The 17,157-nt window shown below is 64.7% G+C and carries 17 protein-coding genes; 2 read left to right on the plus strand and 15 right to left on the minus strand.

The window, feature by feature from the left end; translation table 11 throughout:
• Nucleotides 1-4: 4 nt before the first annotated feature.
• The 6 genes from AC0L3O_RS17930 to AC0L3O_RS17955 all read right to left on the minus strand — a co-directional run bounded on the left by AC0L3O_RS17930 (nucleotide 5) and on the right by AC0L3O_RS17955 (nucleotide 6,839).
• Nucleotides 5-1,117: a Gfo/Idh/MocA family protein gene (locus AC0L3O_RS17930; protein WP_287065544.1), complete on the minus strand. Its 1,113-nt coding sequence runs from the start codon at nucleotides 1,115-1,117 to the stop codon at nucleotides 5-7.
• A gap of 35 nt (nucleotides 1,118-1,152) precedes the next feature.
• Nucleotides 1,153-2,244: an ABC transporter ATP-binding protein gene (locus AC0L3O_RS17935; RefSeq protein WP_473616206.1), complete on the minus strand. Its 1,092-nt coding sequence runs from the start codon at nucleotides 2,242-2,244 to the stop codon at nucleotides 1,153-1,155.
• A gap of 4 nt (nucleotides 2,245-2,248) precedes the next feature.
• Nucleotides 2,249-3,334 (minus strand): ABC transporter ATP-binding protein, encoded by a 1,086-nt coding sequence (locus AC0L3O_RS17940; protein ID WP_287346572.1) that lies wholly within the window; start codon nucleotides 3,332-3,334, stop codon nucleotides 2,249-2,251.
• On the minus strand, nucleotides 3,331-4,290 hold the full coding sequence (locus AC0L3O_RS17945) for a carbohydrate ABC transporter permease (protein WP_123152065.1): 960 nt from the start codon (nucleotides 4,288-4,290) through the stop codon (nucleotides 3,331-3,333). The genes AC0L3O_RS17940 and AC0L3O_RS17945 overlap by 4 nt, the downstream gene beginning before the upstream one ends.
• Nucleotides 4,287-5,147, minus strand: coding sequence for a carbohydrate ABC transporter permease (locus tag AC0L3O_RS17950; protein WP_123152066.1), 861 nt, complete (start codon nucleotides 5,145-5,147; stop codon nucleotides 4,287-4,289). The genes AC0L3O_RS17945 and AC0L3O_RS17950 overlap by 4 nt, the downstream gene beginning before the upstream one ends.
• A gap of 78 nt (nucleotides 5,148-5,225) precedes the next feature.
• Complete coding sequence (locus tag AC0L3O_RS17955) at nucleotides 5,226-6,839, minus strand: extracellular solute-binding protein (RefSeq protein WP_473616207.1); 1,614 nt, start codon at nucleotides 6,837-6,839, stop codon at nucleotides 5,226-5,228.
• A 369-nt stretch (nucleotides 6,840-7,208) separates the two neighbouring features.
• Here AC0L3O_RS17955 and AC0L3O_RS17960 point away from each other — a divergent pair, with 369 nt between their 5' ends.
• Complete coding sequence (locus AC0L3O_RS17960; protein ID WP_128170201.1) at nucleotides 7,209-8,240, plus strand: LacI family DNA-binding transcriptional regulator; 1,032 nt, start codon at nucleotides 7,209-7,211, stop codon at nucleotides 8,238-8,240.
• Nucleotides 8,241-8,335: 95 nt separating this feature from the next.
• Entirely contained in the window at nucleotides 8,336-8,539 is a 204-nt protein-coding gene (locus AC0L3O_RS17965; RefSeq protein WP_023798620.1) for an SIP domain-containing protein, read from the plus strand.
• 217 nt (nucleotides 8,540-8,756) lie between these two features.
• Here AC0L3O_RS17965 and AC0L3O_RS17970 read toward each other — a convergent pair whose 3' ends face one another.
• The 9 genes from AC0L3O_RS17970 to AC0L3O_RS18010 all read right to left on the minus strand — a co-directional run bounded on the left by AC0L3O_RS17970 (nucleotide 8,757) and on the right by AC0L3O_RS18010 (nucleotide 17,124).
• Nucleotides 8,757-9,191, minus strand: a complete 435-nt coding sequence (locus tag AC0L3O_RS17970) for an aconitase X swivel domain-containing protein (RefSeq protein WP_023798619.1) — start codon at nucleotides 9,189-9,191, stop codon at nucleotides 8,757-8,759.
• Nucleotides 9,188-10,435, minus strand: a complete 1,248-nt coding sequence (locus tag AC0L3O_RS17975) for an aconitase X (protein WP_473616209.1) — start codon at nucleotides 10,433-10,435, stop codon at nucleotides 9,188-9,190. The genes AC0L3O_RS17970 and AC0L3O_RS17975 overlap by 4 nt, the downstream gene beginning before the upstream one ends.
• 66 nt (nucleotides 10,436-10,501) lie before the next feature.
• Nucleotides 10,502-11,566: an ABC transporter ATP-binding protein gene (locus AC0L3O_RS17980; RefSeq protein ID WP_473616210.1), complete on the minus strand. Its 1,065-nt coding sequence runs from the start codon at nucleotides 11,564-11,566 to the stop codon at nucleotides 10,502-10,504.
• Nucleotides 11,566-12,354 (minus strand): ABC transporter permease, encoded by a 789-nt coding sequence (locus tag AC0L3O_RS17985; protein ID WP_023798617.1) that lies wholly within the window; start codon nucleotides 12,352-12,354, stop codon nucleotides 11,566-11,568. The genes AC0L3O_RS17980 and AC0L3O_RS17985 overlap by 1 nt, the downstream gene beginning before the upstream one ends.
• Entirely contained in the window at nucleotides 12,354-13,223 is an 870-nt protein-coding gene (locus tag AC0L3O_RS17990; protein ID WP_473616211.1) for an ABC transporter permease, read from the minus strand. Before AC0L3O_RS17990 ends, AC0L3O_RS17985 begins: the two co-directional genes overlap by 1 nt.
• A gap of 41 nt (nucleotides 13,224-13,264) precedes the next feature.
• Entirely contained in the window at nucleotides 13,265-14,320 is a 1,056-nt protein-coding gene (locus AC0L3O_RS17995) for an ABC transporter substrate-binding protein (protein WP_473616212.1), read from the minus strand.
• Nucleotides 14,321-14,375: 55 nt separating this feature from the next.
• Nucleotides 14,376-15,344 carry a PfkB family carbohydrate kinase gene (locus AC0L3O_RS18000; protein ID WP_473616237.1) on the minus strand — a complete coding sequence of 323 codons (969 nt, stop codon included), beginning with the start codon at nucleotides 15,342-15,344 and terminating at the stop codon, nucleotides 14,376-14,378.
• A 17-nt stretch (nucleotides 15,345-15,361) separates the two neighbouring features.
• Complete coding sequence (locus AC0L3O_RS18005; RefSeq protein ID WP_473616214.1) at nucleotides 15,362-16,396, minus strand: ADP-ribosylglycohydrolase family protein; 1,035 nt, start codon at nucleotides 16,394-16,396, stop codon at nucleotides 15,362-15,364.
• A 2-nt stretch (nucleotides 16,397-16,398) separates the two neighbouring features.
• The gene (locus AC0L3O_RS18010; RefSeq protein ID WP_473531256.1) at nucleotides 16,399-17,124 is read right to left on the minus strand and encodes a GntR family transcriptional regulator; all 726 of its coding nucleotides are present in this window, start codon (nucleotides 17,122-17,124) and stop codon (nucleotides 16,399-16,401) included.
• Nucleotides 17,125-17,157 lie beyond the last annotated feature (33 nt).

Raw genomic sequence — 17,157 nt, forward strand, 5'->3', positions numbered from 1 at the left:
CGATTCAGTTGATTGGGTTTATCGAGATTTCGGACAGCTTGACCGTGCGGCGCTCGTCGATCGAGCGATAGCCGGCTTCGATCAGCGCCATGGTCTTGGTGTTGTCGGCGACGGAAAGTGCCGGCGGCTCACCCGTCTTGACCGCATGCTGGAGTTGCTCCATCACGCCGATGAAGGCATGCGGGAACCACATCGTCTCCCAGCTGGGTGTCACCCATTCGCCGCCGGTGGTCTCGGTCGAGGCATAGGTCAGCGTTGAGGGCGAACCCGTCGGCCAGCCGATCGTGCCCTTGGCGACGCCCTTGGTGCCGTCGACGCGCCAGTTGATGTGCTGGTCGTCCCTGTAGCCGTCCTGGCGCGGGCCGGACCAGACATCCTCCAGCGATACGGCGAGCACGCCGGACGGAAATCGCATCGTCGAGACGGTGATGCCGTCGGAATGGTCGAAACGCGTGCGCGGATCCTTGCGGGTCAGCGTGGTGATCTCGTCGGGATCGCCGAACAGGAAACGCAGCACGTCGAGATGATGGACGCTCATGTTGGCGAGCGTCAGCCGGTCATAGTCCTCGAGAAATGTCTGCCAGTGCGGGATCGCATGCATGTCGATCTGCGCGAAGACGATATCGCCGAGCGCGCCGCTGTCGATGATCTGCTTCAGCACCCGCATCGACTGGTCGTAGCGCATGTTCTGGTTGACCGAGAGGATCTTGCCGGCCCTGGCCGCCTCGTCACGCAGTTTGACCGCTTCATTGAGCGACAGCGCCAGCGGCTTTTGCGCCAGGATCGCCTTGATATGCTGCTGCTTCAGCGCATGGCGGATCAGTGCCGGCTGCTGGTCCGGCGGAAACGCAAGGTCGATGATCTCGACATTTTTGTCCTCGATCAATTGTTCCGGCGTGTCGTGGACGGTCGGTATCTCCCAGCGCCTGGCGACCTTCTCGGCGCTGGCCTTGGTCCTGGAGGCGATTGACACCACGGGAAAACCAGCTTCCTGGTAGGCCGCAAGGTGACATTCGGCCATGATCATGCCGGCGCCGACGCAGCCGATCCTGTATTCCCTGGTGCGGACTTTAACGTCCGGCTCGAAGTCCTTGCCCGCTATTCCTTCGCCAGCCATCTGATCCTCCCGAAGCTCGTTTCTTAGAACCGCTGTCATCGCGCCAGCGCTGCCCCGCTTTGCCCAAAATAATGCACCCTGCCCGGCTCGCAGGATATCGCCACCATCGCGTCCGGCCTGATATCGGGCTGGCCGCGCAGCAGTGCCCGCAGACGCGCCTGCCCGGCGGCGAGTGTCACCACGGTGTAGCCGCCGAGCGGCTCGACCTCGAACACTCGCGCCGGGCGGCCCGCGCGCCCAACCGACATTCCATCATCCGATATTTCCCCATCCTGCCAGGGCCGGACCTTGATGTCTTCCGGCCTGAGCCCAATCTCGACGGCATCGGCCGGCGCGGCCTTGTCCGCGATGCGGATCGTGCCTTCGGCCGCCTCCATGCCTTCCGCGCCGCGCACCGACTTCAAGATGTTCATCATCGGCGAACCGAGCAGCCGCGCGACATAGGTGCTGGCCGGCCGATCATAGATCTCGGCCGGCGCGCCGGTCTGCCTGATCCTGCCGTTTTCCAGAATGGCGATACGGTCGGCGACAGACATCGCCTCTTCCTGGTCGTGCGTGACATAAATCAGCGTCTTGCCGAGCTCGCGCTGGATGCGCTTCAGCTCGACGCGAGTCTCCTCGCGAAGCCTGGCGTCGAGCGCCGAGATCGGATCGTCCATCAGATAGGCATTGGGGTCGCGCACCAGCGCCCGAGCGATCGCCACGCGCTGCCGCTCGCCGCCCGAAAGCTGCGCCGGCGGCTTATGCAGGATGTGGCCGATATGCAGCTTGGCCGCGACGTCTGCGACACGCTTTTCGATTTCGGCCTCGGCGACCCGGCGTTCGACCAGGGGAAAGCGGACATTGTCGCGCGCGCTCATATGCGGAAACAGCGCCAGGTTCTGGAACACCATGGCGACATTGCGTTCGGCCGGCGACACCGTGTTGACCGGCCTGCCGCCGATCAGGATTTCGCCGGCGTCCGGCGTCTCCAGCCCGAGCACCAGACGCAGCACCGTCGACTTGCCCGATAGCGGCGGGCCGAAGAAGCAGAAGAACTCATTGTCGTTGACAGTGAACGAGGCGTCGTCGACGGCGAGCGTGTCGCCATAGCCTTTCGTCACATTGCGGAAGACGATATCGGCCATGGTCTCAGCCCGCCTTCATGGCAAGGCCGGTGGCGGCGTCGAACACACGCACGGACGCCTGGGCCGGCGCGACAACCGCTGTCTGCCCGATCGCCAGCCCGACGTCATTGTCGAACACCGCCTTCACCGTGCTCTCGCCCTGGCCGAAATGGACGATGGTGCGCGCGCCGATGCGCTCGACGAACGTTACCGGCATCGACAGGCCGCGGTCTGAGAGAATCACCTGCTCAGGCCGAAAGCCGTAGAGCACATCTTCGCGCGCGGCCCTCACCGCCGGGGCGAGATTGTCCGGCAGCGGCGGCGTGACACCGATCGGCCCGAGATCGATGACCAGGCCACGGTCGCTTTCCGCCGGCCTGCCCTTGAGCAGGTTCATGCCCGGCGCACCGATGAAGCGGGCGACAAAGACATTGGCCGGATCGTTGTAGACCTCGAGCGGCGTGCCGACCTGCTGCAGCACGCCATGGTCCATCACCGCGATGCGATCAGCCATGGTCATCGCTTCGAGCTGGTCGTGGGTGACATAGACCATGGTCTGCCGGAACTGACGCTGCAGCTGTTTCAATTCGGTCCGCATGACAGCCCGGAAGGCGGCGTCGACATTGGACAGCGGCTCGTCCAGCAGGAAAATCGCCGGCTCCATGATCGCCGAACGGCCGATCGCCACGCGCTGCAATATGTTGACCGACAGCCTGTCGGCCTTGCGGTCGAGCAGCGGAGTCAGTTGCAGCATCTCGGCGATCGCGCCCACGCGGCGGTCGATCTCTGCCCTCGGCGCGCCGCGCATTTTTGGGCCGTAGGCGAGGTTCTGCCGCACGCTCATATGGGTGAAGATCGCATAGTTCTGGAAGACGAAGCCGACGCCGCGCCGCCCCATCGGCACGCCGGCCATGTCGCGCTCGCCGAACACGATCTTGCCGCTGGTCGGCTCTTCCATGCCGGCGATCATGTTCATCGTCGTCGACTTGCCGCAGCCCGACGGCCCAAGCAGCGCCATGAACTCGCCGTCGGCGATGGCAAGATCCATCGTCTTCAAGGCGGTAAAGTCGCCGAACTTCTTGACCAGGTTCTGCAGATGGATCGCGCTCATGCCGGCACCTCCCGCGCCCGGGCCATGCGCTTCATGGCAAACACCGCGGCGATGGACAGCACGATCAGGATGGCCAGCGCGATCGCCGCGACATAGCCCCAGATCAGGTCCTGGGTGGTGAGCTTGTAGATGTAGACGGAAATGGTCTCGGTGGCGACGCCGGGACCGCCGCCCGTCATGATGTAGAGCGTGTCGAAGATCTTGAAGTTCTCGATGACCCTGATTGCCAGTGCGATGATGATGATCGTCTTCATCTTCGGCAGCACGATAGTGACGAAGCGCTGCCAGGGATTGGCGCCGAGCAGCGTCGCCGCTTTGATCTGGTCCTCGGGCACGCCGACCAGGCCGGCAAGCAGGATGAGGAACATCAGCGGCGTCCATTGCCAGATGTCGGCGAGCATGACGGCGATGAGCGCCAGCGTCGGGTCCGACAGCCAGGCGATGGTGACGGGAAAGCCTGATAGCGCCGACAGGATGTCGTTGACCGGTCCGCCTGACTGGAACAGCATGAAGAACATGTAGCCGGCCACCGCCGGCACGACCATCATCGGCATCAGCAGGATCGAATAGAAGATCCGCTTGCCCGGGAACTCGTCGGCAAACAGCGTGGCGAGTGCCAAGCCGAGCAGGAATTCCGCCGGCACGCAGACGATCATGACGATGGCCGTTCTCTTGAGCGCGCTCCAGAAGCGCGCGTCGGCGGCAAGGTCGGTGTAATTGGCGAAGTTGTTCCACAGCGACCAGGCGCTCCACCAGCCGAGGCCGGACAGCGGCGACCAGTCGGTCAGGCTGATATAGAGCTGCATCAACAGCGGAAACACCGCGATGAACAGCACCAGGATCTGCGCCGGCAGTGTCAGCCGGAAACCGAGCTTTACCCCTTCGTCCCGAAGGGTCGGCTTTGCCTGGACGGTTTTCATCACGTCCTCCGGAATCGTGGCAGTGACCGCGCTCATTGCTTGAGCGCCCCGAAGGTCAGCCCGCGCACCAGATGGCGCTGGATCGCGATGCCCATGATGACAGGCGGCACCGCCGCGATCAGGCCGAGTGCCGCCTTGGCACCGTAGAGCTGGCCGGTCATCGAAGACGACAGCGAGGCCATGTAGACCGGCACCGTCACCCATTCGCGTGTCGTCAAAAGCAGCGCGATCAGATAGTCCGACCAGTTGAGGATGAAGACGAACAGCGCGGCACTGGCCAGCGGCGCGCGCATCATCGGCAGCGTGATGCGGGTGAAGACGCGCAATCGCGAGCAGCCCTCGACCAGCGCCGCTTCCTCGATCTCGCGCGGCATGTCGTCGAAGAACGTCTTCATCAGCCAGAACGCAAAGGGCAGCGTGACGATGCCGTAGATCAGCGACAGCCCCCACCAGCTGTCGGTAAAGTTGAGAAAGGCCCACATGATCATCACCGGGGTCATCACCGCCATCGGCGGAAACAGGCGGAGCTGGATCAGCGCCAGCGGCAGGTTCTGGCCCGAGCCGAAGCGCGACAGCCCGTAGGCCGCCGCGGTGCCCGCCGACATGGCGATCGCCGTTCCGAACACCGCCGACAGCAGCGATGACAGGATCGGTTTTAGGGCGGTACGGTCGAGCGCGACGATCAGGTTGTTGGTCGATTCACCGAAGACGAAGCGGAAATTGCTGAGCGTCGGGTTCTTCGGCCACCAGGTGAGGTCGGCGCCGGTCGCCGACCATTCGGCGATCGGCTTGAAGGCCATCGAGACCATCCACAGGATCGGCACCAGCGTCACCGCCATAGCAGCAAGGATCGCTGCATAGCGGAATATTTCGAAAGGAACGGAACGCTTCATTTTGCAGCTTTGCTGGTACCATCGTTTGCGGAGGGGAAGAGCAAACTCCTCCCCTCCATTCGTATGCTGGGAGGAGGATCAGCTGATCGGATCGAGAACGGTGGGCCAGGCCTCCTTGTTGGTCTTGATGGCTTCGAGAAGCTTCTCCTCGCCGGTGCGGCGGGCGATCTTCTTCCATTCGGCCTCGGTGTCGACCATCGCCTGCTCGGGGGTCTTGGCCTTGGTCAGCGCGGCAACGAGGTTCTCGTCCAGCGCATTGTGGAAGGCGGTGGCGCCGGGATAGTTGATGGTCGGCACGGTGCGGGCGACCGTCTCGCGCACCACATCCATGTGGTAGGCGTGATAGGTCTGGCGGACCAGCGGGTCGGAGAAATCCGACAACCGGAACGGATCGAAATAGCCGCCCGGATTGGCGGTCATCCAGGCATAGATGCGGCTCGAACCGAGCCACTGCAGGAACAGGTAGCAGGCCTCCGGATTCTTGGCCTGCGACGAGACCGAGGCCGACAGATTGAGCCACAGCACCGAGCGGCTGATCAGCTTGCCGTCGATCTCGCGGCCGGGCGGCAGCATCGAGCCGATCTTGCCGGTGACGGCTGAATCCTTGTTGCCGGCATTGTCGAGGAATTTTGGCAGGTTGGAGAAGGCGCAGGTCATGGCGCCGCCGCCCTTGGCGAAATTGCCATACTGCTCAGGCCAGCCCCAAGAGATCGCATCCGGCGAATGATGGACAAGCGAGGCGATGTACTCGTTGGTAGCAGCAATGCCTTGCTGCGAATTGATCAGCGGCTTGCCGGTATCGTCGAACAGGAACTGATTGGGCGAAGCCATTGAAACATAACGCTGATACCAGTTGGTGTAGCCCCAGCCCTGGTTGCGCAGATCGGTCGAACCGAACAGACCCTTGTCCGGCCGATGGAAGAAGGCGGCGATCTCGTCATGCTGCTTCCAGGTCTTCGGCGGCGCCAGTTCATAGCCATGCTTGTCGGAGAAGGCTTTCTTCTCGGCCGCGTCGCCGAACAGATCGGTGCGATAGACCCAAGTCTGGAAATCGCCGTCCAGCGACACGCCATAGGTCGAGCCGCGATACTGGTTGAGCAGCGAGACGCCCTTGGCGCCGTCGACATAGCCGCGCTCGGGGTCGTCCCATTCCGGCTTGTACTGGGCGACGAAGTCGTCGAGCTTCAGGATCCCGCCGGTTTCGGCGAGATCGCCGAGACGGTTCCATTCCACCGCGTAGATGTCATAGGCCCCACCCTTGGTGGAGATGTCCTGCATCGTCTTGGTGAATTCCTGGCCGTTCGGCACGCCGACGATCTCGAGCGGAATGCCGGTTTCTTTCTCCCACAGATCCTTGATCGAGGGCGCGCCGGCGGGAAATGGCTGCGTCAGCTGGCCGATCGAGCCGTCGGACAGGCCAAGCACGATCTTGGCCGGCGCCTTGCCGGCCCCCTTCATCGCTTTGGCCGCCTCGATGGCGCGGCCTTCCGGCGTGTCGGGACCATACTGATAGCGCTCCGAGCCGTCGAAGCCGGTCGGGCCGCCGATCATGCCCGGCGCCAGCGCATCGGCCGCATAGGCGCGGCTGGGGCGGATGAATTTCGGTGCGATACCTGCGGCGGCAACAAGCACGGCCGCCTTTCCACCGGACGCCAGCAGACGGCGCCGCGACATGCGGATCATATCAGACATTGGAAGTCCTCCCTCGAGGGCCTTGTTCCTCCACGGCCCTCATGATGGATATTGACGGCAGTATGGGAAGGCTGTCAACATCATAAATAATCAAAACACATCATAACATCGCAATTGAGGGGAGAGGATGCAGTCCAGCGAGGTCAGCCAACGGCACCTAGTGCTTGAATTTGAGGGACCGAGCGCCGCGCCGATCCTTTTCGGCCCGGCTCGACGATTTGGTGTAGCGCGCCGGCTTGCGCATCGGCTCAGGCCGGATACATCATTTCCCATCAGAATCGCGGATGGCATGAAGCCGTCGTCCGGCATTCGAACCATTGAGCGCGCGATTTTGATGCGCGTAGCGCGCAAGCAGTGAGGTGATCGACTGTGCGGTCCACCCTGACAGACATAGCCCGGGAAGCCGGCGTTTCAGCCGCGACGGTCGATCGTGTGCTCAACAACCGCGCCGGGGTCAGGGCGCGCACCCGCGAGGTCGTGCTGGAAACGGCGCAGCGGCTGGGCTACATCGCTGAGAATTCGAACAGCCCGACCACGCGCCACGCGCTGTCCGGTGATGTGATACGGCTCGACTTCGCCCTGCCCGCCGGCACCAATTCCTTCATCAAGATGCTGCACCGGCACATCGAGGCGCAGGCGCAATCGCGGCCAGACCTCGATGTTCGCGTCGCCACGATCGAAGGCTTCAATCCCGACCGGCTTGCCCGCCTGCTGCAGGAATTGCGCGGCCAGACGCAGGGCGTCGGCGTCATCGCGCTCGATCACCCGACGGTCCGCGAGGCGATCCGTTCGCTGTCGGCCAGCGGCGTCAAGGTCGTCACGATAGCGTCCGACATCCTGCACGTGCCGAGGGTCGCCTATATCGGCATCGACAACCGCGCCGCCGGCCGGCTCGCCGGCTATCTGCTCAACCGCTTCATGGGCGCCGGTCGTCCGGGCAAGGTCGCGCTGTTCGCCGGCTCGCTCTCCTATCGCGGCCATGAGGAACGCGAGATGGGGTTCCGCCACATATTGACGGAAGAATCGCCCAATCTGCAGATCGTCGAGATGCGCGAGATGCTCGACGACCGGGAAAAGGCCTATGCGGAGGCCTCCGCCCTGCTGGACCGGCATCCGGACCTGGCCGCGATCTACAATGTCGGCGCCGGCAACACCGGCATCGCCCGCGCGCTCAAGGAGCGAGGGCGGGCGCTGTCGACCGTGTTTCTCGGCCATGAAGTGACCGAAGGCACCAAGGAGCTTTTGCTCGACGGCACGCTCGATGCAGTGATCGACCAGAACCCGCGCGTCGAGGCCCGCGAAGCGCTCAACACCTTGACCCACGCGATCAGGGGCCTGCCCTACGAGTTGCACCAGCCGAGGCTGCAGGTGATCTTCAGGGAAAGCATCCCGGAGATCTGAACGGAAGGGTCCCGGGATTACCCGGGAAAGAGAGGCAGCGCCAGCAGGTGCAGGCTGTGGCGCTGCGGCGATCAAGGTAATCTTGAGCTCAATGCGTGCGGACTGTTGTCTTCGGGACGACGACGACCGGGATCGCCTCCGCATGGCCGACCGGCTCGGCGTTCGGCTGGTTCGCGGCGGAAGCAGCTGCCGCCAGGATCGTTCGCGAACACTGGCGCGGCACGCTCGGGCTTGGCCGCGACGAGACGCTGGCGGCGGCCTACTGGCGACGTGGCACGGCAGGACTGATGGCCGGCTGAAAAAGACTGTTTTGATGGCGAATGCAACGCAGGCGATCCCCCTCTCCCCGTTCTTCACGGGGAGAGGGTAAGGGTGAGGGGCAGCGCGAACGTTGAGTAGAAATTCCGACGCTGGTGCTGCCCCTCATCTACCTGCCGGCATCTTCTCCCCGTGGAAAACGGGGAGAAGGGGCTAGCCGCTGACCCGACGCGACAATTCCCAATCACTCACTTTAGATCATTGCCCAATATTGACGATCGCCCGGTCATCCTCGCCGAGGCCGATCGCGATCCGGTCGCCGGAGACAATGCCCGATATGTCGCAGACGACCAGCGGCATGCTGATTTCGTAGAGGAACTCGGCGACGATGGCGCCGACGGCCAGGATCGGATCGGGCCGCTGCAGGATGATGCCGGCCGGCGCCGTGCCCCGGCGGATCGCCTCGGCCAGGACCGAAGACGAGGACGACGATCCCCGCCCGGATGCCATCACCAGGATCTTGCCGGCGACGTTGCCGCCCGGGTGCGAACGGTCGATGATGTCGCCCGTTTCGGCATCGACGCCGCCCCAGAAGCTGAGCGCATGCGACAGCACCAGCGCCGATCCCTGCGCCTCGCCGGCAAGCTGGAACGTGCCAACTCTGTTCTGCGCTCGACTGTCCTGTTGGCTCATCGCGCGCCTCGCACGACGCGGCCGGCAGCGGCCGAGCGAACGCAGTCTGCCAGGTCGCCGAAGACCACCGACACGCCGATATTGCCGGGCGCATAATGCGCCCATTTGCCGGAATTGGTCATCACCACGCCGTCGAGACGCTCGAGCACCGAGGTGACATAGGTGCAGGTATCCGTAACCGGAATGAGGCCGAACGCATCCATGCCGGCAAGTTCGCCCTCGTCCTGCAATCTCTTGAAAGTGGCGCGCCCGGTGTTGACGTAGATCGGAATGCCCCTGCCCGGCGCCACCTCGCGCAGCATCGCCAGCAGGCGCTTCCACTCCTCGTGCGAAAAATGCGGCGTGCCGAGCGATACGGCCGCAAGCGGCGCGCCGTCGGGGACGCTCGACAGTTTTGCCAGCGCCTGGTCGATGTCGGCGCGACAGATCCGGATCGTCGCCTCCGGCGCCACGCCGCGAAATGCCTCGTCGAGCGTCCTTGCTTCCGGCGTGATGCCGACCGCATGAAACAGCGCCACCGCACCCGTCGTTGCCGCCGCCGCGCCAAGCGCCTTCAGCTGATCCTCGTCGCGCGGCTGCGGCAGGCCCGATATCACAGGAACGCGGTCGCCACTCGCTTGCCCGATGACCAGCCCGACGCCGACGAACAGGGCATCGGCAGGTTCGAAAGAACCGGTCAGCTCGAACAGGATCTGGCCGCGCCGATTATCGGTCAAATGCAGTCCCCAGGCCGGCGCGCGCCCGGTCATCGCGCAGCACAGATCGATGAAATCGCCATAGCGGTTGGTCCGCGCACCGATCACCGAATTGGCAAAGACGATGGCGTTGGACTCGCCCCAGGCGATCTGCTCGCCAAAGCCCGGCCGGAACCGCGTCTGATAGGGCGCGCAGGTGAAGGTCGCCTGGCAGCCGAGTTTTAGATGCGCCTTCATCAGCCGCCGCGCCGGCACCTCTTGCGCGGCCGGCATCTTCACCAGCCCGGGATGGATGAGGTCGAAGGAACCGACATTGAGTGTTGTTGGCACGCGGACGCGGCCGCCGCCCTCGACCAGCCTTTCGACGAAATCGAGGCTGGCCTGGCCGTGATAGAGGCAGCCGTCGATATGCGCGCCGGCAATGTCCAACAATTTGCGCGCGCCGACGGCGTTGGAAAAGGCGACCAGTATCTTCATCGCTGCGGCCACGGCCCGGCCGTGCTCGCCGCCGAGCATCGACTGGTCGCCCGCACTGAGTTCAAGCGTCATCGGGTGTTCCGCTTTCCCGCACTATGCCCGACCATGCTCTCACTGATTGCGGCCCGCCTGGCAAGATCAGTTTGCCGCGATCAGCACCGTGCTCTCCGGCGACCAGCGCAGCACCACTTTTTGCCCCTCCGCCAACCTTTCAACGCCGGTGTTCTGCACGATGACCTTGAGCGTTTGCCCGTCGCGATCGACGAAATAGGTGCTGTTGTTGCCGGCGAAGATGCGCTTGGATACCTGGCCGTGGAGCATATTGGCGTTCGGATCGGACGTCCCCGAATCGGTGGCGATGCGGATGCGTTCGGGCCGCACCGCGCAGCTGGCCTTGGCGCCGGCGGCAAGCGTCGCGCCTGCCCCGGCGGCAATCGCCGTGCCGTCCTGCAGCCGGATGCCGGCGCCGGTGCTCTCGCCGCGAAAAATGTTGGCGTCGCCGAGGAAGGTGGCGGCGAACTCGCTCTTCGGCCTGTCGTAGATCTCCTCGGGCGGCCCCTCCTGCACCAGCCTGCCGTCACGCAGGATGCCGATGCGGTCGCTCATCGTCAGCGCTTCTTCCTGGTCGTGGGTGACGAAGATGGTGGTGATGCCGATCTCGCGCTGGATGCGCTTCAGCTCGATCTGCATGTCGACGCGCAGCGCCTTGTCGAGCGCCCCCAGCGGCTCGTCGAGCAGAAGCACGCGCGGCTTGGTGACGATGGCGCGGGCCAGTGCGACGCGCTGGCGCTGGCCGCCCGACAGCTGGTGTGGGCGGCGGCCGCCGAGCTTGCCGAGTTGCACCAGGTCGAGCGCGCGCTGCACCTCGCTGGCTATCGTTGCCTTGGCTTGCCCGCGCACCGACAGGCCGAAGGCGACATTGTCGGCAACGCTCATATTGGGAAACAGCGCATAGTTCTGGAACACCATGCCGATGCGCCGCTTCTCGACCGGCACCAGCTCGACGCTCTCGCCGCCGATGGCGATGCGGCCGGAGTCGGGGAAATCGAAGCCGGCGATCTGGCGCAGGAGCGTGGTCTTGCCGCTGCCCGACGGCCCGAGCAGCGCGTAGAAACCGCCGTCGGCGAAATCGATCGAGACATCGTCCAGCGCCTTGTGCGCGCCAAAACTGCGCGACAAATTCGCTACCTGCACGCCGGCCATTATTTCTCTCCGCCGAATTTGAAGAATTTTGCCGTGAGCAGCATCAGCGCCATCGAGACGACGATGATGATCGTCGAGACGGCATTGATCTCCGGCGTGAAACCCTTGCGGATCGCGGCGTAGATCTCGACCGGCAAGGTCGTCTGGCCCGGCGTCGACAGGAAGTACGAGACCACGAACTGGTCGAACGACACGGCGAAGGCGAACAGCCCGCCGGCGATGACGCCCGGCATGATCCAGGGCAGCGTGACCCGCGAAGTCACCTGCCACTGGTTGGCGCCGAGCGATCGCGCCGCCTCTTCCAGCTCCGGCGCAAAGGTCTGCAGCCGGGCTGAGACGACGACGATGACATAGGGCAGCGCCAGCGCGACATGGCCGAGCAGGATCGCGAACAGCCCACGGCCGATGCCGACGCCGAAGAAGAAGATCAGCATCGCCGTGCCGGTGATCAGCCACGGAATGGCGATCGGTGGAAACAGCAGCGCTTGCAGGACTTTCTTGCCGCGAAATTCATGGCGATAGAGCGCCAGCGATGCCGCCGAGCCGAGCACCGTGGAGATGATGGTGGTGATGATGGCGATCTCCACGCTGTTCCAGGTGGCCGAGATCAGCTGGTCGTTCTGCCACAACGACGCGTACCACTCGGTCGTCCATTCGAACGGCAACTGGTAGAAGGGCGAGACGTTGAACGACATCAGCGCCATGATGATGATCGGGAGGTAGAGAAAGGCGAGCAGCAGCCAGATGTAGAGGCGCCCACACCATTCCAGGATACGCGTCGTCGCCATCACGCGGCCCTCTTCAACACCGGCGACGCCAATGCCAGGATGACCAGCACGACGGCCAGCAGGATAAAGGACAGCGCCGCACCCAGCGGCCAGTTGAACACGGCGACGAACTGGTCCTCGATGACCGTGCCGTAGAAAGTGCCGGTGCGGCCACCGAGAATACGCGGTTCCATGAAGGAGCCGACGACGGGAACGAAGATCAGCGCCGCACCGGCGACCAGCCCCGGCATCGACAGCGGAATGATCACCCGTTTCAGCATTTGCAGCCGCGAGGCGCCGAGCGATCGCCCTGCCTCGATCAGCGAATCGTCGATGGCCTGCAGCGTCAGGTAACAGGTCAGCACTATGTAGGGCACGTAGGAGTGGACCAGGCCGATGATGACGGCCGGATAGGAATACATCAGGTCGATGTTGATCTTGAACGGCAGCACGGCGTTGAGTGCGGTGTCGAGAATGCCGCCCTCGCGCAGCACCATCGCCCAGGAGAAGATGCGCACCAGGCCGTTCGACCAGAACGGCAGGATGACGAGCAGGAAGATCGCCTCGCGGCTGCGTCCCCTAAACACCTTGGCCAGCACATAGGCCGCGGGATAGCCGATGACGACGCACCACAGCGTCACCTCGAGCCCGAGCCTGAGCGAGGCCAGCAGCAGCGTCCGGTAGAGGCCTTGCGCAAAGAAGGTGGCATAATTGCCCAGCGTGAACGACCACGCCTTTCCCGACAGCGGCAGCTCGGTCATGAAGGAGAAAAACACCATGGCCGACAGCGGCAAGAAGATCGCCACCGTCAGCCAGAGATAAGCCGGCACAAGCAGCGGCAAAGCCGATCGCAATCCGCTCCTCGAACCGGTTGCGACCTGTCCAGCCATATGTTCCTCCCGAAAGCTTGCCGTTACTTTCACCCCGCCCGTTACTTCACATTGACCTTCAGCTCCTGCCACAGCGCCAGATAAGCCTCGCGCTGCGCGTCGCTGATCGGCGCCTGGAACTGGATGCGCTTGGCGACGTCGGGGTCGCCCATCACCTTGCGGTTGAAGGCGTCTTCGGGAAGGGCGGCGACCGCCTTGGCGTTGGCCGACACCGGCGCGCCGACCTTGGTGACCCATTCGACGTAGAATTTCGGGTCGATCATGTAGTTGATGAAGGCCTCGGCGCCGGCGACGTTTTTGGAACCGACCGGGATGGAGAAGGCGTCGAGCCAGGCGACGGCGCCTTCCCTGGGGATGACCAGCGAGACCGGCAGCTTGAAATGCGTCTTGGCGCGGTCGGCCGAGCCGCTCCAATAAGTGCCGATGTCGATCTGATTGGAGGCGACCATCTGGTTCCAGTCGTTTTCCGAGCTCCAGAACGTCTTGATCTGCGGCATCAGCGAGGCCAGCTTCGCCTTGACCGCCTCCATATCCTTGACGTCGTTGATGTTCTGGCCGGTGGCGATGGCGCCGAACTGGACCGCCTCGACCGCGTCGTCGCGGATGGTGACGCGGCCCTTATGCGCCTCGTTCCACATCTCGGCGATGCTGGTCGGCGGCGTCTCGAAGGCTTTCTCGTTGATGGCGAGCGCGGTCAAGCCCCACACCCATGGCACGCCATAGACCTTGCCATCGCGGGCGAGCATCGGCGAGCCTGCCTTGTCCGCGCTGATGTCGGCATAGTTGGGGATTTTCGAGACGTCGATCGGCTGGATCAGCTTTTCCGCCATCGCCTGGTCGTTGAAGGCGGCGTTGATCATGACGACGTCGTAGAGGCCGGGATTGGTCCTCAGCTTGGTCAGCATTTCCTGTTCGGAATTGAAAAAATCGTTGACGACCTTGTTGCCGGTCGCCTTCTCGAAAGCGGCGATGGCCCAGGGCTCGTCGGCGCCGTAGCCCTTCCAGTTGAGCACATGCACCTCGTCGGCGCTGGCGACCAGTGCGGAAGCGAAGACGGCGGTTGCCGTCAGAAAAGCAGTCAGTTTGGGCATGCGCATGTTCGTTCCTCTCATTGTTTGCCCGGTTGGCGGGCTTGTTGCGTCATTTAGGCTGTCATAAATGGGCCTTTTGCTTCCGGCCGTGCACGGATCGATCGTCATGGCTGAGGAATGTCTGGATCTCCTCGTCGGTCGGCGCCGACGATCCGCCATGGCGGGTGACCGAGAGCGCCGCCGCCGCATTGGCGTAACTTGCCGCTTCGAAGGGCGGCACGCCGCGCGACAGCGCGCTGACGAAGGCGCCGATATGGGTGTCGCCGGCGCCGTTGGTATCGACGGCGGCGACCTTGAAACCGGACACGGCCTGCGCGGTGCCGTCAGCCAGTCGCACGAAGCAGCCTTCCGCCCCGGCGCGGATGATGACCGCCTCGGCGGTCGGGCAGTGATTGGAAAGAAGCCGGGCGGCAATGGCCTCGACAGCGCCGGGGCCGGCGATCTCGCCCGCTTCCGTTGTGTTGCAGCTCAGCCAGTTCGTGCGCGCCAGCACCCGGTCGAGAATGGCGCGCGGAACCTCCGATATGACAGGCGTCGGATCGAAGACGAAGGGAATTTCCGCCGGCAGCGCCTCGATCCAGTCGGCCAGCGCGTCGCGGCTCCCGACATAGCTCAGCGTATAGCCGGAGGCGAACACCCAATCATCAGGCGCAACCCGGACCGGCGCCATCATGCCGAGGCTGAGCACACTCTCGGCGCCAGGCCATGACACGAAGGTGCGCTCGGCGTCGCCGCTGATCATGGCGACGCAATTGCCGCTGTCCATCACCGGCGATGGCGGCGTCAGCGTTGCGATGCCCTCGGCGGCAAAAGCGGCACGCAGGAAATCGCCATTCGGTCCGCTGCCGAGCTGGCCGCCGAAGACGACCTTCATGCCGGTGCGACTGGTCGCAACCATCATGTTGAAGCCGCCGCCGGCGACCTGGGCAAAGCTCGATGCGGTCTTTTCGGTGCCGGGCGCCGGCAAGGCATCGATGCGGTAGACATAGTCGACCACCGCGCTGCCGATATGGACGAGACGCCCGCTCATGTCAGGCTGAGCTCCGCTCATGCCGTCGCATCCTTGCCCGAACCGCGTTTCGCCATCCGCACCGCGACCAGATCGGCGGCGAGCGCGCGCACCTGCGCCATGTCGAGCCCTTTGAGCCGGGCGATGTATTCCCTTGGCAATCGGCAAAAGCCGGCGCAGGCGCCTGCCATGCCGGCGGCGATGGCGCCGATCGTGTCGGTGTCGCCGCCGAGATTGGCGCTGATGACGGCCGCCCGCCAGGGATCGCCGCCGGCGATTTCCAGCACGGCGAAAGCCGCCGGAACCGATTCCTGGCTGGCGACGCCGGTGCCGACCAGGTCGACGATCAGCCGGATGCCGTCGGTGACGGCCTTGCCGCGAACCAGGCCCCTCGCCCAGTCGATGCGCGCGGCGATATCGCCGCCGCTGGTCCAGTGACCGTGTTCTGCGCCCTGCCTGGCCGCCACGACCGCGCGATCCAAGGCGGCGCGCCAATCGCCGCCGGCAACGCCGCAGCTGACGGCGGCGGCAACGGCAGCCGCCGCGGCAATGGCGATCGAGGTGTTGTGCGTGGCGCGGCAGGTTTCCGCAACCTTGGCGACCAGCGCGCCGAGCGGCTCCGGCGGCATCATGATGCCGACCGGCGCGATGCGCATCGCCGCGCCATTGGTGTCGCCGCTGCGCCCAGCCTCCTCGGCCGGCACGCCGTCATTGATGGCGTCGATGGCGCGCTTGGTCGAAGGTCCGAGCAGATCGTAGCTGCCGCGCGCCTTGACCTCGCGCTCCCAGTCGAGCAGCGCCTTGACCCAGCGCGTGTGGTCGAAGCCGTCGCCTGAAGCGACCAGGATGCGGCCGAGCAGCAGCGCCTGTTCGGTGTCGTCGGTGACGGTGCCGGCGGACAGGCCCTTCGACACCGGATGGTCGGCGGCGGGCGCGACGAAACCCTCGACAGGACCGTAGAGCTCGACGATGCGGGCCGGCGACAAAAGCTGCGTCGGCATGCCGAGCGCATCGCCCAGCGCCCCGCCGACAAGCGCACCCATCGCCCGGTCGATCGCCGCGGCCATCTCCATGCTCAGAACTCCAGGTGAAGCGCGAAATGCGCCGGATTGAGCAGGCTGGTGACATATTCGATGGCGCGGCCGTCGGCGGCGCGCGTCAGGCGCCGCGTGCGCAGGAACGGCGCGCCCGGCGCGCAGTCAAGAATGGCCGCGTCCTTAGCGCTCAGCATCTCGATATCGACCCACTCCTCGCCGTGATCGGGGACGAGCCCCGCCGCGCGCAGCGTCTGGTGCAGCGAGCCCTCGCGCAGTCCGCGCAGCGGCACGTCCTCCAGTTCGGGCGACAGCGGCAGGCGGCTGCGCTCGATCGAGATGGCATGGCCGTCATCGGCGTTTGAGCGCACCCGGTCGACGGCGATGAAGAACGGGCTTTCGACGCCGAGTGTGGCGGCGAGCTCGGCATCCTGCATGACTTCGAGCCTGAGCGTGCGCGTCTCGGCATTGGCGCCGGCATTGGCCAGTGCCCGCGACCAGCCGACGGCGTCGTCGACCGGCATGCCGTCGAAGGTGACGAACGAGCCGATGCCGACCTTGGTGGTGATCAGCCCGCGGCTCGACAGTTCCTCGAGACCCTTGCGGATGGTGTTGCGGCTGACGGAGAAGCGCTGGACAAGCTCGTTCTCGCTCTGCAGGCGGTCGCCGAAGCCGAGCACGCCGGAGCGGATCTCGTGCTCGAGGACGGTGGCGATCCGTTCCGGCTTGCCGGTTCCGGGAGACGACAGGATCGTGCGACGCGCCATGGAATACCTGTTCAGTAAACCTGTATAATCCTG

It is taken from the genome of Mesorhizobium sp. WSM4810, assembly GCF_055811235.1.